This is a genomic window from Luteimicrobium sp. DT211, assembly GCF_049844995.1.
In the GTDB taxonomy this organism is placed as follows: Bacteria; Actinomycetota; Actinomycetes; order Actinomycetales; family Cellulomonadaceae; genus Luteimicrobium.
Map to the genome: position 1 here is coordinate 13,107 of NZ_JBNCMC010000011.1, position 14,111 is coordinate 27,217.

General features: G+C 76.1%; 12 protein-coding genes. All 12 read left to right on the forward strand.

Features of this window, described 5'->3' with window-relative positions:
• The first annotated feature begins 30 nt into the window (after positions 1–30).
• The 12 genes from ftsH (at position 31) to nadC (ending at position 14,101) form a co-directional block, all read left to right on the forward strand.
• A complete protein-coding gene (gene ftsH / locus ACLQ14_RS17465) occupies positions 31–2,136 on the forward strand; it encodes an ATP-dependent zinc metalloprotease FtsH (RefSeq protein ID WP_425815355.1) in 2,106 nt (701 codons plus the stop codon).
• Positions 2,137–2,138: 2 nt separating this feature from the next.
• Positions 2,139–2,714 (forward strand): GTP cyclohydrolase I FolE, encoded by a 576-nt coding sequence (folE, locus tag ACLQ14_RS17470; protein WP_425815357.1) that lies wholly within the window; start codon positions 2,139–2,141, stop codon positions 2,712–2,714.
• Positions 2,714–3,652, forward strand: coding sequence for a dihydropteroate synthase (folP, locus tag ACLQ14_RS17475; RefSeq protein ID WP_425815359.1), 939 nt, complete (start codon positions 2,714–2,716; stop codon positions 3,650–3,652). Before folE ends, folP begins: the two co-directional genes overlap by 1 nt.
• On the forward strand, positions 3,649–6,258 hold the full coding sequence (gene folK, locus ACLQ14_RS17480; protein ID WP_425815361.1) for a 2-amino-4-hydroxy-6-hydroxymethyldihydropteridine diphosphokinase: 2,610 nt from the start codon (positions 3,649–3,651) through the stop codon (positions 6,256–6,258). Before folP ends, folK begins: the two co-directional genes overlap by 4 nt.
• Positions 6,255–6,758 carry a DUF3180 domain-containing protein gene (locus ACLQ14_RS17485; RefSeq protein WP_425815363.1) on the forward strand — a complete coding sequence of 168 codons (504 nt, stop codon included), beginning with the start codon at positions 6,255–6,257 and terminating at the stop codon, positions 6,756–6,758. Before folK ends, ACLQ14_RS17485 begins: the two co-directional genes overlap by 4 nt.
• A 31-nt stretch (positions 6,759–6,789) precedes the next feature.
• Positions 6,790–7,320 carry a PH domain-containing protein gene (locus tag ACLQ14_RS17490; RefSeq protein ID WP_425815365.1) on the forward strand — a complete coding sequence of 177 codons (531 nt, stop codon included), beginning with the start codon at positions 6,790–6,792 and terminating at the stop codon, positions 7,318–7,320.
• 86 nt (positions 7,321–7,406) lie between these two features.
• A complete protein-coding gene (locus ACLQ14_RS17495; protein ID WP_425815367.1) occupies positions 7,407–8,906 on the forward strand; it encodes a PH domain-containing protein in 1,500 nt (499 codons plus the stop codon).
• Complete coding sequence (locus tag ACLQ14_RS17500; protein WP_425815369.1) at positions 8,903–9,898, forward strand: Rossmann-like and DUF2520 domain-containing protein; 996 nt, start codon at positions 8,903–8,905, stop codon at positions 9,896–9,898. Before ACLQ14_RS17495 ends, ACLQ14_RS17500 begins: the two co-directional genes overlap by 4 nt.
• The gene (panC, locus tag ACLQ14_RS17505) at positions 9,895–10,797 is read left to right on the forward strand and encodes a pantoate--beta-alanine ligase (protein ID WP_425815371.1); all 903 of its coding nucleotides are present in this window, start codon (positions 9,895–9,897) and stop codon (positions 10,795–10,797) included. Before ACLQ14_RS17500 ends, panC begins: the two co-directional genes overlap by 4 nt.
• Before the next feature lie 107 nt (positions 10,798–10,904).
• Complete coding sequence (panD, locus tag ACLQ14_RS17510) at positions 10,905–11,390, forward strand: aspartate 1-decarboxylase (protein WP_425815481.1); 486 nt, start codon at positions 10,905–10,907, stop codon at positions 11,388–11,390.
• On the forward strand, positions 11,384–13,066 hold the full coding sequence (locus ACLQ14_RS17515) for an L-aspartate oxidase (RefSeq protein WP_425815483.1): 1,683 nt from the start codon (positions 11,384–11,386) through the stop codon (positions 13,064–13,066). The genes panD and ACLQ14_RS17515 overlap by 7 nt, the downstream gene beginning before the upstream one ends.
• Positions 13,067–13,141: 75 nt before the next feature.
• Positions 13,142–14,101 (forward strand): carboxylating nicotinate-nucleotide diphosphorylase, encoded by a 960-nt coding sequence (gene nadC, locus ACLQ14_RS17520; RefSeq protein WP_425815373.1) that lies wholly within the window; start codon positions 13,142–13,144, stop codon positions 14,099–14,101.
• The last annotated feature ends 10 nt before the right edge of the window (positions 14,102–14,111 follow it).

Genomic DNA, 14,111 nt, shown 5'->3' on the forward strand with positions numbered 1-14,111 from the left:
CGGAGGGACGGGGGCACAGCCCCGGCACCTATGAACATGAAGCGAATCTTCAGCGGCCCGATCATCTGGGTGGTCGTGGCCCTGATCGTGCTCTGGGCGGCGTTCAGCGTCCTGGCGCGGCCTAAGGTCGAGCGGATCGACACGTACCAGGGCATCGAGCTGCTCAACGAGGGCAAGGTCGACAAGGCCCTGATCGTCGACGGCGACCAGCGCGTCCAGCTCGACCTCAAGTCCGACTTCGAGGCCGACGGCAAGAACTACGGCAAGAGCGTGCAGTTCTACTACGTGGAGCCGCAGGGCACGCAGATCGTGGACGACGTCGTCAAGGCCGACCCGCCCAAGGGCTACGACTCGCAGATCGCGCAGGCCTCGTTCTGGTCGTCGCTGCTCTCGCTCGTGATCCCGTTCGTGATCATCGGCCTGATCTTCTGGTTCCTGATGTCCCGCATGCAGGGCGGCGGGTCGCGCGTCATGGGCTTCGGGAAGTCCCGGGCCAAGCTCATCACCAAGGACATGCCGCAGGTCACGTTCGCCGACGTCGCGGGCGAGGACGAGGCGGTCGAGGAGCTCCAGGAGATCAAGGAGTTCCTCGCGGACCCGGCCAAGTTCCAGGCCGTGGGCGCGAAGATCCCCAAGGGCGTCCTGCTGTACGGGCCTCCCGGGACCGGTAAGACGCTGCTCGCGCGCGCCGTCGCCGGCGAGGCGGGCGTGCCCTTCTACTCGATCTCCGGCTCGGACTTCGTCGAGATGTTCGTCGGCGTCGGCGCGAGCCGCGTCCGCGACCTGTTCGACCAGGCCAAGCAGAACGCCCCCGCGATCATCTTCGTCGACGAGATCGACGCCGTGGGGCGCCACCGCGGCGCCGGCATGGGCGGCGGCCACGACGAGCGCGAGCAGACGCTGAACCAGCTCCTCGTCGAGATGGACGGCTTCGACGTCAAGACGAACGTCATCCTCATCGCCGCGACCAACCGGCCCGACATCCTCGACCCCGCGCTGCTGCGCCCGGGCCGCTTCGACCGCCAGGTCGCCGTCGAGGCTCCGGACCTCAAGGGCCGCGAGGCGATCCTCCGCGTGCACGCTCAGGGCAAGCCGATGGTCCCCGAGATCGACCTCGCCGTCGTCGCCCGGCGCACGCCCGGCTTCACGGGCGCCGACCTCGCGAACGTGCTCAACGAGGCCGCGCTGCTCACCGCCCGCTCCGGCGCCCAGCTCATCGACGACCGCGCGCTCGACGAGGCCATCGACCGCGTCGTCGCGGGGCCGCAGAAGCGCACGCGCGTGATGAACATCAAGGAGCAGAAGATCACGGCGTACCACGAGGGCGGCCACGCTCTCGTCGCGGCCGCGATGCGCTACACGGACCCGGTCACGAAGGTCACGATCCTTCCGCGTGGTCGCGCGCTCGGCTACACGATGGTCATGCCGATGGAGGACAAGTACTCCACGACGCGCAACGAGCTGCTCGACCAGCTCGCCTACGCGATGGGCGGCCGCGTCGCGGAGGAGATCGTGTTCCACGACCCGACCACGGGCGCGAGCAACGACATCGAGAAGGCGACCGCGATCGCGCGCAAGATGGTCACCGAGTACGGCATGAGCGAGCGCGTCGGCGCGATCAAGCTCGGCCAGGCCCAGGGCGAGCCGTTCCTCGGCCGCGACATGGGCCACCAGCGCGACTACTCCGAGGAGGTCGCCGGGGTCATCGACGAGGAGGTGCGCAAGCTCGTCGAGCAGGCGCACGACGAGGCGTGGTCGGTGCTCGTCGAGTACCGCGGCGTCCTCGACGACCTCGTGCTGCGCCTCCTCGACAAGGAGACCCTCAACCAGAACGAGCTCGGCGAGGTCTTCTCGCCGGTCGTCAAGAGGTCCCCGCGCGAGGTCTGGCTGTCGAGCGAGCAGCGCGCCGTGTCGCCCGACGGGCCGGTGCTGACCGACGCCGAGAAGAAGGCGCTCGGGAACGGCCACGTGATCCCCGAGGACGAGGCCGCGGGCGCCCAGCGCGAGCACCCGGCCCAGCCGGTCGGCGAGGTCCCCGAGGGCCAGCGCGTCGGCGACACCGCGGGCTTCGTGCCGCCGGCCCCGCCGACGGTGCAGCCCGGCTCGGGTGACCCGTCGCACCCCACGGAGGGCTGAGGGTGACGCACGACGGCGCGTTCGACGTCGCGCGCGCGGAGGCCGCCGTGCGCGAGCTGCTGCTCGCGGTGGGCGAGGACCCGGAGCGCGACGGTCTCCAGGACACGCCGGCGCGGGTCGCCCGCGCGTACCGCGAGATCTTCTCCGGCCTGCGCCAGGACCCCGCGGACGTGCTCGCCACGACCTTCGACATCGGCCACGAGGAGATGGTCCTCGTCAAGGACATCGAGGTGTACTCGACCTGCGAGCACCACCTCGTGCCCTTCCACGGGGTCGCGCACGTCGGGTACATCCCGCGCGACGGACGGGTCACCGGGCTGAGCAAGCTCGCCCGGCTCGTCGACGTCTACGCGAAGCGCCCCCAGGTCCAGGAGCGCCTCACGTCGCAGGTCGCCGACGCGCTCGTGACGCACCTGGAGCCGCTCGGCGCGATCGTCGTCTTCGAGTGCGAGCACCTGTGCATGTCGATGCGCGGGGTCCGCAAGCCCGGCGCGCGCACCGTCACCTCCGCGGTGCGGGGGCAGATGCGCGACGGCGCGACCCGCGCCGAGGCGATGAGCCTCATCCTGGGGCGCTAGTGCTCCACCCGGGCACCGCGCGTCTCCCGCTGCCGGCGTCGCTGACGGCGCTGGACCGCACGCTCGTGCTCGGCGTCGTCAACGTGACTCCCGACTCGTTCTCGGACGGCGGGGAGTGGTTCGAGCCCGACGCCGCGGTCGCCCACGGCCGCGAGCTCCTCGCGGACGGCGCGGACCTGCTCGACGTGGGGGGCGAGTCGACCCGTCCCGGCGCCGTGCGCGTCGACGAGGCGGAGGAGCTCCGGCGCGTCCTGCCCGTGATCGAGGCGCTGTCGGGTGCGGGCGCGACGGTGAGCGTCGACACGACCCGCGCGCGCGTCGCCGCCCGCGCGCTCGAGGCCGGGGCGCGGATCGTCAACGACGTCTCGGGCGGGCTCGCCGACCCCGACATGCCGCGCGTCGTCGCCGGCTCGGGAGCCGTCTACGTCGCGATGCACTGGCGCGGCCACGCCGACGTCATGGACGCGAACGCCCGCTACGACGACGTCGTCCGCGAGGTCCGTGACGAGCTCGCGGCGCGGCTCGACGCGCTGGTCACGGCGGGTGTCGACCCGCGCCAGGTGGTGCTCGACCCGGGCCTGGGATTCGCGAAGCCGGGCGTCGACAACTGGCCGCTCCTCGCGCACCTCGACGCGCTCCAGGAGCTGGGCCGCCCCGTCCTCGTCGGTGCGAGCCGCAAGCGGTTCCTCGGCCACCTGCTGGCCCGCCCGGGCGTGGACCCGGTGCCCCCGACGGAGCGCGACGCCGCCACCGCCGCGATCACGACGCTGTGCGCCGCGCAGGGCGCGTGGGCGGTCCGCGTCCACGACGTGGGGCCGTCCGCGGACGCGGTGCGAGTGGTCGAGCGATGGCAGGACGTGAGAGCATCCCGTGCGGCGTCCTCCGGATCACGCGGGGGAGCGCTGCCAGGGGCACAGCAGGAAGGACGACCATCGTGACGCTGCCAGGGAACGGACCCGTGCACGACGACGAGGGCGAGGTGCTCGACCAGATCCGGCTCGTCGGCCTGCGGGCCACCGGGCACCACGGGGTCTTCGAGCACGAGCGCGTCCACGGGCAGGAGTTCGTGGCGGACGTCGTCGTCCACCTGGACACCCGCGCCGCGGCCGTCGGCGACGCCCTCGCCCGCACCGTCCACTACGGCGAGCTGGCCGAGCGGGTGACGGCGGTGCTGAGCTCCTCGCCCGCCGACCTCATCGAGACGGTCGCGGAGCGCATCGCGGCGGTCGTCCTGGCGGAGCCCGCGGCCGTCGCCGTGGACGTGACCCTCCACAAGCCCCAGGCACCCATCACGGTGCCGTTCGACGACGTCGCGGTCGCCGTCCGGCGTTCGCGGACCCGCCCGCCGGTCGTGCCGGTTCCGCTCGAGCCGTTCGCCGCCGCCGTGCCGGAGGTACCTGCGGCGCCCGAGGCCGCGCTGCCGCCGGCGATCCCGCCGGGCGACGTCGCCGTGGCGGCCGCGGGCGTCGCGCCGGACGCGACGTCGGAGTCGATCGTGATCGTCCCGCCGGTCGCCCTGCCGGACGTCCCCGTCCCCGATGCCCACCCGCTCGCCGCGGGCGCGTTCGCGGCGGCCCCGTTCGAGCCGACGACGGCGGAGGCGGAGCCCGCGGGCGCCGGCGAGCAGGACGAGCCGGAGCCCGGGCCCGACGACGAGGACCATGCCGACCTCACGGTGGCCCTGCGCGACCACGACCGCATGGACGAGATCCCCGCGTCGCCCGTCGACGTCGTGCTCGCGCTCGGCTCGAACGTCGGCGACCCGCAGCAGACGCTCCGCGACGCGATCAGCGCGCTCGACGCGATCGGGGGCATCGAGGTCGTCGACGTCTCGCCGCTGGCGCGCACCGCCCCCGTGGGCGGCGTGGAGCAGGACGACTTCCTCAACGCCGTCGTCGTCGCGCGCACCGCGATGTCGGCGCGCGAGCTGCTGCACGCCTGCCAGGACATCGAGCACAGCTTCGGCCGCGTCCGCGAGGAGCGCTGGGGTCCCCGGACGCTCGACGTCGACATCGTCGTCTACGGCACGCTCACCGACGTCGCCGAGGACCTCGAGCTGCCGCACCCTCGGGCGCACGAGCGCGCGTTCGTCCTCGAGCCGTGGTCGCAGGTCCAGCCCGACGCCGTCCTGCCCGGCCTCGGCGGCGGTCCGGTCGCGCAGCTCGCGGCCACCGCGCCGGACCGTGCGGGGATCCGCTGGCTCGCGCTCGACTGGCTCGGCGACCACGAGCGCGACCACGCGCAGGCACCGGCCCCCGAGCAGCACCCCGAGTCCACCGTCGCGACCGGGACGGGACCTGCGCCCGTCGCCCCGGAGCGGCTCGCGCCGTTCCCTGAGCCGGCACCGCCCGCACCCGCAGCGCCCGCGTCGGCGGGGGCGCCCGTCGGCCTGCCCGACGCCGGTCCCGCGCCCCTCGCGGGGAACCCCGCGCCGGCGCACCCCGGCACAGGCGCGCAGCCCGTCGAGCAGCACGGGTCGCCGGCGGGTGCGCCCGCACCCGTCGTGCCCCCGCAGTCGGCGCCGCCCGCCGAGTCGTTCGACGCGCTGCTGTCCGGAGCGACGCCGGGGCAGGCGTCGCCCGCCGACGCTCCGCCGCTGCCTCTGGTCCCGGCCCGGCCCACCGACGACCAGCGCACGGACGACCGGCCGGCACCCGACGGACCCGCGGCCTTCGCCGTCGGCGGCCCCGCGCCTGCGGAACCGGAGGGTGTCGCCGACCCGCTCGCACCGTCGGCCCCCACCGTGGCCCCCACGGCGACGCCCCCGGCCGAGCTGCCCGATCCGAGCCGCGACGACACCGGGCACCGGACCGGTGACGGCCCCTCGGACGCCGCTACGGCGGCGTTCGACGACGTGCTCGCCCCGAGCCCGGAGCGCGACCGCTTCCCCCTCGGCGGGGACACGCTGGTGCGTCCCGCCGGAGACCCGTTCGTCGCGCCGTCGGCGGACCCCTTCACCGGGCCGTCGGGAACGGGGACGTCCACGTTCCCGTCCTCGCACGCGGAGGTCGGGCAGCCCGAGGCGGCCCGCTTCGCCCGCACGTCGACCGGCGTCGTAGGTCGCGTCGTCCCCCCGACGTCCGTGCCCGCGCCAGGGCCGGCCCGGGGCGGGCAGCAGCCGACCGTGTCGGGCGACCTGTGGCCCCCCGCCCCGGGCGCCGGCGAGCCGGCGACGGTGGCGCCCGCACCTGCGCCGGGCCTGCCGTCTCGCCCCCAGGCGGCCGTCCCGCCCTCGTCCACGGCGCCCCTCCCGTCCTCGGCTCACGAGCCCGCGGGCGGCCTGCTCACCGGCGTGCCGCTCTCGTTCCCGCCCGTCAGCGGCGGGACACGCGCCGTCGAGCCCGCCCACCCGCCGGTCGAGGCGCCCCGGCAGCAGGGCGCGGCGCCCGCGCACGGCGGGGCTCCCGCGACGCCCCCCGAGCCCGGGCCGCTCGCGTCCGCGCCGCTCCAGCTGCGGGCACCCGAGCTCGGGGCGCCCGCCGACGCCGCCCGCCCGGCCGCGCCGCTGTTCCCCCCGACGACCGAGGAGCCGCCGACGCGATGAGGCGCACCCCGATCCGGTGGCTCGTCGAGCTCGCGGTCGCCGCGGCGCTCGTCGGGTGGCTCGTGCTCTGGCTCCTGGAGTCGCGCGGCACGTACCTCTCGGACGTGCCCTGGGTCGTGGACGTCGCGCTGCTCCTGCTGGCAGGGGCCGTGTTCTGGGCCGGCTGGACGGTGCGGGCGTACCAGCGCGGCCGTCGTCCGGACCTGGACGCCCTGCGCGCGGCCCGCACCTACGTGCTGGGCAAGGCCGCAGCCGTCACGGGCGCGCTGCTCGTGGGGTGGTACCTGGCGCAGGTGCTCGTCGTCCTGGGCGACCTCGACGTCGACGCGCGCCGGACCCATGGTCTGGCGGCGTTGTGGGCGGTCGGCGCGTCCGCGGCGCTGTGCGTCGTCGGGGTGCTCGTGGAGCGGTTCTGCCAGCTGCCGCCGTCCGACGACGAGGGCAAGGAGCGCGAGGGCCGCACGCCGCCCGGGTCGCCGGAGATGGACGCGCGAGCCTGAGCGTGTGCGGCCGGGATGGGAGGATGGCCCCGTGACCGACGACCACGCGGACGTCCGCGCCTCAGCCGCCCCCACGGGTATCGACCCGTTCGACCCGCCGGGGCTCGAGTGGTCGCGCGTGTCCGGGAAGCTCGTCACCGCGCGTCTCCTGGTCGCGCTCAGCACGGTGGGCCTGCTCGCCGTGGCCGGTGCGGTCGTCGCGCTCTTGACCGGCGCCGCGTGGGTGTGGGCGTTCCCGGCCTTCTTCGTGCTCCTCGCGCTGTGGCTCCTGTGGCTCGTGCCGCGCCAGGTGCACGCGATCGGCTACGCCGAGCGGGCGGACGACCTCCTGATCCGCAAGGGCATCATGTTCCGCACGCTCGTCGTCGTGCCGTACGGCCGGCTGCAGTACCTGGACGTGGAGCGGGGCCCGCTCACGCGCGCGCTCGGCCTCGCGTCCCTGCAGCTCCACACCGCGTCCGCCGGCACCGACGCCAGCATCGACGGGCTGCCCGCGGAGGTCGCGGAGCGTCTGCGCGACCAGCTCGCCGCGCGCGGCGAGGCGCGGCTGGCCGGGCTGTGACCGGCGGCACGATCGGTTCTGCGCCCGCGGGCCCGCCCAGCGACGTGGGCGCCCCGCCGGCCCTCGAGTGGCGGCGGGTCCACCCGGTGACCCCGCTCGTCAAGGGCTGGCTCGTCCTCGTCGTCGTGGTGGTCGGGCTCCTGCGCTCGACGGCGGAGCAGGGCGGGGGCGACGGCGCCCGGTTCGCGCTGCGTCACCTCGCCTGGGTGGTGCTCGGCGTGGCCGTGATCGTGGTGGTCGCGGGAACCTGGTCGTGGCTCGCGTGGCGCGTGACCGCCTACGCGATCGACCCCGACGCCGTCCACATGCGCTCGGGCGTCCTCGTCAAGCAGCACCGCAAGGCCCGGCTCGACCGGATCCAGGCGATCGAGGTCCGGCAGCCTCTCGCCGCGCGGATCTTCGGGCTCGCCGAGGTCAAGGTCGAGGTGGCGGGCGGCGACGGCTCGGGCGTCTCGATCGGGTACCTCACGGAGCGGACCGCGCAGGAGCTGCGGGCGGACCTGCTCGCGCGTGCCGCGGGCGTCGGGGCGCCGTCGTCGGGCGGGGCGGGACCGGCGGTCGCCGCCGGGACGGGCGGGGCTCCCGCTCCGGCACCTCAGGCCGCCCCCGCGCTCGGCACCCCGGGCGCCGACACGTCGGCCCCGGTCGCACCGACGCCCGTCGCGCCGGCGGCGGCCGTGCACGCGCTCGAGGCGCCCGAGCAGCCGCTGTTCGAGGTGCCGTCCGGCCGGCTCGTCGCCTCGACCGCGCTGTCGGTCGAGGCGTGGGTGTTCGTGCTGCTCGTCGCCGCCGCGGCCGTCGCCGCGATCGCCGCCCGCACCCCGGCCGTCCTGTTCAGCTTCCTACCGGTCGTGATCGGCTTCGGCTCCGCGCTGTTCGGCCGCTTCAACCGGTCGTTCGCGTTCCGGGCCGCGACGTCGCCCGACGGCATCCGGCTGCGCCACGGGCTCACCGAGACCCGCGCGCAGACGATCCCGCCGGGCCGCGTCCAGGCCGTCGAGCTGGTGCAGCCGTTCCTGTGGCGGCGGCTCGGCTGGTGGCGCGTCCACGTCAACGTCGCGGGCTACGGCCGGGACGCCAACGCGAAGGCGCCGACCACGGTGCTGCTGCCGGTGGGCTCGCGCGCGGAGGCCACCACGGCGCTGTGGCTCGTGCTGCCCGACCTCGGGACGCCCGACCCGCTCGCGCTGCTCGGCGAGGCCCTCGACGGCGCCGGGCCGAGCGACGCCTTCACCGTGGCGCCGCGGCGGTCGCGCTGGCTCGACCCGGTCGGGTGGCGGCGCAACGGCTACGCCGTGACCGCGCGGGCCGTGCTCGCACGCAGCGGGCGCGTGCGCCGGCGGCTCGTCGTGGTTCCGCACGAGCGCACCCAGTCGCTCGGGCTCGAGCAGGGGCCGCTCCAGCGCCGCCTCGGGCTCGCCTCGTTCGTCCTCCACTCGACGCCCGGCTCCGTGCACCCCGAGGTGCCGCACCTCGACGCGCACGACGCGCGGGTGCTCCTCGACGAGCAGTCGGTCCGTGCCCGAGAGGCCCGCTCCCACGACCTCTCCGAGCGCTGGCTCCGGCGGCCGGAGCAGCAGGCATGACCGCGGGCGGCGCGCCGGCGCGCCTCGGGGTGGGCGTCGTCGGGGCGGGCCGCGTGGGCGCCGTGCTGGGCAGCGCGCTGCGCTCCGTCGGGCACGCCGTCGTGGGCGCGAGCGGCGTCTCGGAGGCCAGCCGCGAGCGCATCGACGTGATGCTGCCGGGCGTCCCCGTGCTCGACGTGCCCGAGGTCGTGCGCCGCGCCGAGCTGGTGCTGCTGACGGTGCCCGACGACGAGCTCGCGCCCCTCGTCCGCGGCCTGGCCGACGTGGGCGCGTGGCAGCAGGGCCAGCTCGTCGTCCACACGGCGGGGAGCCAGGGCGTGCGGGTCCTCGAGCCGGCGCGTGCGGCCGGGGCCATCCCGCTCGCCATCCACCCCGCGATGACGTTCACCGGCACGTCGCTCGACCTGTCGCGCCTCGAGGGCACGACGTTCGCGGTCACCGCGGCAGCCCCCGTGCTGCCGATCGCGCAGGCGCTCGTCGTCGAGCTGGGCGGTGAGCCCGCGGTCGTCGCCGAGGACGCCCGCCCGCTCTACCACGCGGCGCTCGCGCACGGCTCGAACCATCTCGTCGTGCTCGTGGCGCAGGCCGCGCAGGCGCTCGCCGCCGCCGGCGTCGAACGGCCGGGCCGTGCGCTCGGGCCGTTGCTCGGCGCCGCGCTCGACGGCGCCCTGCGCTACGCCGACGTCGACGGCGCCGTCGGGGTGGGGCTGAACGCGCCGGGCGCCGCGGCGATCGGCGCGCTCACCGGCCCCGTCTCGCGGGGCGACGTCGGCACCGTCCGCGCCCACCTCGAGGTCCTCGACGCGCAGGCCGCGGGCGCGCCCGACCTCCCGCCGTCGTACCGCGTGCTCGCGCGCGGCGCCACGGCCCGTGCGCTCGCCGCGGGGCGCATCGACGAACGCCAGGCGGCCGAGCTGCTCGACGCGCTCGCCGGCAGCGAGCCCGCCGCGGGCCCGCCCGACGCCCCACCCGGATCGGAGACCGACGCATGACCAGCCCGCTCGTCGTCCAGACCGTCGCCGACCTCGACGACGCCCTCGCGCCCTTCGACGCCGCCCGCGGACCGGGGGGCGGCCCCGCCCGGCCCCGCCGCGCCGTCGTCATGACGATGGGGGCGCTCCACGAGGGGCACCTGACGCTCGTCCGGCGGGCGCGCGAGGTGGTCGGCGCGTCCGGCCAGGTCGTCGTGACGGACTTCGTGAACCCGCTGCAGTTCGGCCCCGGCGAGGACTTCGACCGCTACCCGCGCGACGTCGACGGCGACGTGAGGTTGCTCACGCCCGAGGGCGTCGACGTCGTGTTCGCCCCGAGCCTGGAGGAGATGTACCCCGACGGCGACGCGCTCGTCCGCGTCAGCGCCGGGCAGCTCGGCACGATCCTCGAGGGCGCGGCCCGGCCCGGGCACTTCGACGGCATGCTCACGGTCGTCCTCAAGCTCCTCCACCTGGTCCGACCCGACGTCGCCGTCTTCGGCGAGAAGGACGCGCAGCAGCTCCTCCTGGTCCGCCGCATGGTGCGGGACCTGGACGTCCGCACCGAGATCGTCGGGGTGCCGATCGTCCGTGAGCCCGACGGCCTCGCCCGGTCCTCCCGGAACGCGTACCTCACCGACGACGAGCGCGCGCGGGCGCTCTCGCTGAGCGCGGCGCTCCGGGCGTCGGCCGCCGCAGCCGCCGCGGGGGGCACGCCGACCGAGGTCGTCACCGCCGCTGCGGGCGTCCTCAACGACGCGGAGGGCGTCGTCGTCGATTACCTCGCGCTCGTCGACCCGGTTACCGTGGAGGACCTGACGCTCGCCGGAAGCGATGCGTCGGGCCCGGCGTTGTTGCTGGTGGCGGCACGTGTCGGCTCGACCAGGTTGATCGACAACACCACGGTCCGGCTCGCCTAGCACGCGTGCGCCCCGGGTGCCCCGCCGGCACCCGGTCCACTTCTCTCCCGGAGGCAACCGCCGTGACCCGACGCCCGCACGAGCGTGCGACCACGCTCCGGCGTCCGATGATGATCGCCAAGATCCACCGGGCGACCGTGACCCAGGCGGACCTGCACTACGTGGGTTCCCTCACCGTCGACTCCGACCTGCTCGACGCCGCCGACCTCCTGCCCGGCCAGCAGGTCGACGTCGTCGACGTCGCCAACGGCCACCGGCTCACCACGTACGTGATCCCGGGCGAGCGGGGCAGCGGCGAGATGTGCATCAACGGCGCCGCCGCGCACCTCATCAAGCCCGGCGACCTCGTCATCGTCATCGCCTACGGCACCCTCGCCGACGACGAGGCCCGCACCTTCGTGCCGAACGTCGTCTTCGTGGACGAGCGCAACCGGATCGTGGAGGTCGGCGACGACCCCGGCCAGGTGCCCGGCGGGTACGGGCTCGAGCCGAGCGGGGTGCCGTTCGAGGAGGTCCAGGGCGCCGCGGGCGTCCTCGGCACCCGCTCCCAGGGCGCGCCCCTCGCCGGCGACGACGCACTGGCCGCCTGGTAGTGGCGCGCCTCCACCGGCGGCTCCGGGCGCCGGAGCCGGGCTGGACGGCGTCCGCGGACGTCGTCGTCGTCGGCAGCGGCATCGCCGGGCTCACCGCGGCGCTCGAGCTCCGCGCGCGTGTGCCGCGCGTCATCCTGGTGACCAAGGGCGCGCTGTCGTCGGGCTCGACGGTGTGGGCGCAGGGCGGCATCGCCGCGGCGCTCGACCCGGCCGACTCGCCCGCCGCCCACCTCGCCGACACGCTCGCCGCGGGTGGCGGGCTCTGCCACCCGGACGCCGTCGAGGTCCTCGTCACCGAGGGTCCGGACCGCGTCAGGGAGCTCGTCGCGCGCGGCGCCGTGTTCGACACCGACGGGGACGGCGGCATCGCCCTCGGCCGCGAGGGCGGCCACCACGCCGACCGGATCGCCCACGCGGGCGGCGACGCGACCGGCGCGGAGATCTCCCGCGCGCTCGTCGCGCAGCTCGACGCCGTCCGGAACGACCCGGGCATCGAGGTGATCGAGAACGCGCTCGTCCTCGACGTGCTCACAGCAGCTCCCGGGCCCGACGGCGTCGCCCCGGCCTGCGGGGTCACCCTCCACGTCCGCGGCGCCGGCTCGCGCGACGGGGTCGGCGCCGTCCTCGCGCCCGCCGTCGTGCTCGCGACCGGGGGCATCGGCCAGGTCTTCCGCTCGTCCACGAACCCGCCCGCCGCGACCGGCGACGGGATCGCCGCCGCCCTGCGCGCGGGCGCGAGCGTCGGCGACCTCGAGTTCGTGCAGTTCCATCCCACCGTGCTGTGGCTCGGGTCCGGCGCCAAGGGGCAGCTGCCCCTGATCTCCGAGGCCGTCCGCGGCGAGGGCGCCGTGCTGCTCGACGAGCTCGGCGCCCGGTTCATGCCCGCCGTCCACCCGATGGCGGAGCTCGCGCCGCGCGACGTCGTCGCGCACGCGATCGTCAGGCAGATGGCCGCCACCGGCTCCGACCACGTCCTGCTCGACGCGCGGGGGCTCGGACGCGACCGGGGGCCGGATTTCCTGGCTCGGCGCTTCCCGACCATCACCGCACGCCTCGTCGAGGCCGGCATCGACTGGACCGAGGAGCCGGTCCCCGTCGCGCCCGCGCAGCACTACCACTCGGGCGGGGTCGTCACCGACCTGGACGGACGCTCCGACGTGCCGGGCCTCTACGCCGTGGGCGAGGTCGCGTGCACCGGGGTCCACGGCGCCAACAGGCTCGCGTCGAACTCGCTCCTCGAGGGGCTCGTCTTCGCCGCCCGCGCCGCGCGCGACGCCGCGAGCCGCCTGGCCGCCGGCGAGCTGGTCCAGCGCGACCCCGTCGAGCGTGCCGGCGCGCCCGGCCTCGTGCCCGCCGCGGCCCGCTCGCGCGTCCAGGCGATCGCCACCGCCGGGCCCGGCGTCCTGCGTGACGAGCGCGGGCTGCTGGGTGCCCGCACCCACCTCGCCGCCGTCCTCGACGCGGCCGACGAGGGTGACGTCGTCGCCGAGCCGCAGACCGCCGAGTGGGAGACCACCAACGTGCACCAGGTCGCGTCGGCGCTCACCGAGGCGGCGCTGCGCCGGACCGAGAGCCGCGGCGGGCACTTCCGGTCCGACTTCCCGGTGACCGACCCCGCGTGGGCTCGGCGCGTCGTCGTGCGGCTGGGGGCGGACGGCGAGCTCGTCGTCTCCTGATCGCGTCTCGTGGTCCGGTTCGCGGCGAGCGGGGGGTGTGCGCACGTCTCCCGGCCGAGCGGCTACGGTGAGGCCGTGATCGACACCTCGACGCAGCCCAGCATCAGTTCGCCCGCCTTCGACGACGCCCTCGACCCCGCGTGGGTGGCCGGCGTCGTGCGGACGGCTCTGGACGAGGACCTCGGCCGCGAGCCCGGGCGCGACGTGACCACCCAGGCCACGGTCGACCCGGCAGCCACCGGCACGGCCGACCTCGTGGCGCGCGCCGCCGGCGTGGTCGCGGGGCTCGTGGTGGTCCCCGAGGTGCTCGCCCAGGTGGCCGGGCGGCTCGGGCTGCCCGCGCCCGCGGTGGCGTTCGTCGCCCGCGACGGCGAGCGGGTCGAGCGCGGTCGGGTGCTCGCGTCGATCACCGGCCCGACCCAGGTGCTGCTCGTCGCCGAGCGAACGCTCCTCAACCTGGCGAGCCGGGCCAGCGGCGTCGCGACGCACACCCGCCGGTGGGCCGACGCGCTCGAGGGCACGGGCGCGCTCGTCCTCGACACCCGCAAGACGACGCCGGGCCTGCGGGCGCTCGAGAAGTACGCGGTCCGCGCGGGCGGCGGCACCAACAAGCGCATGGGGCTGTTCGACGTGGCCATGGTCAAGGACAACCACGTCGTCGCGGCGGGGTCGGTCGCGGCCGCGGTCGCGGCGGTCCGCGAGCGGTTCCCGGACGTCGCGGTCCAGGTCGAGGCGGACACCGCGGAGCAGGCGGTCGAGGCCGTCGACGCCGGCGCCGACTTCCTGCTCCTCGACAACATGCCCACGCCGGTCCTCGCCACCACCGTGGGCGCGGTCCGCGCCCGGCAGGGGACCCCGGCGTCGGGCGTCCCGGGTGCCACCGTGCCGGCGCACGTCGAGCTCGAGGCGACCGGGAACCTGACCCTCGACCGCGCGGCCGAGGTCGCGGGCACCGGCGTCGACTACCTCTCGGTGGGCGCGCTCACGCACTCCTCGCCGATCCTCGACCTCGCGCTCGACCTGCGGGCGGGCTGAGAGCACGTCC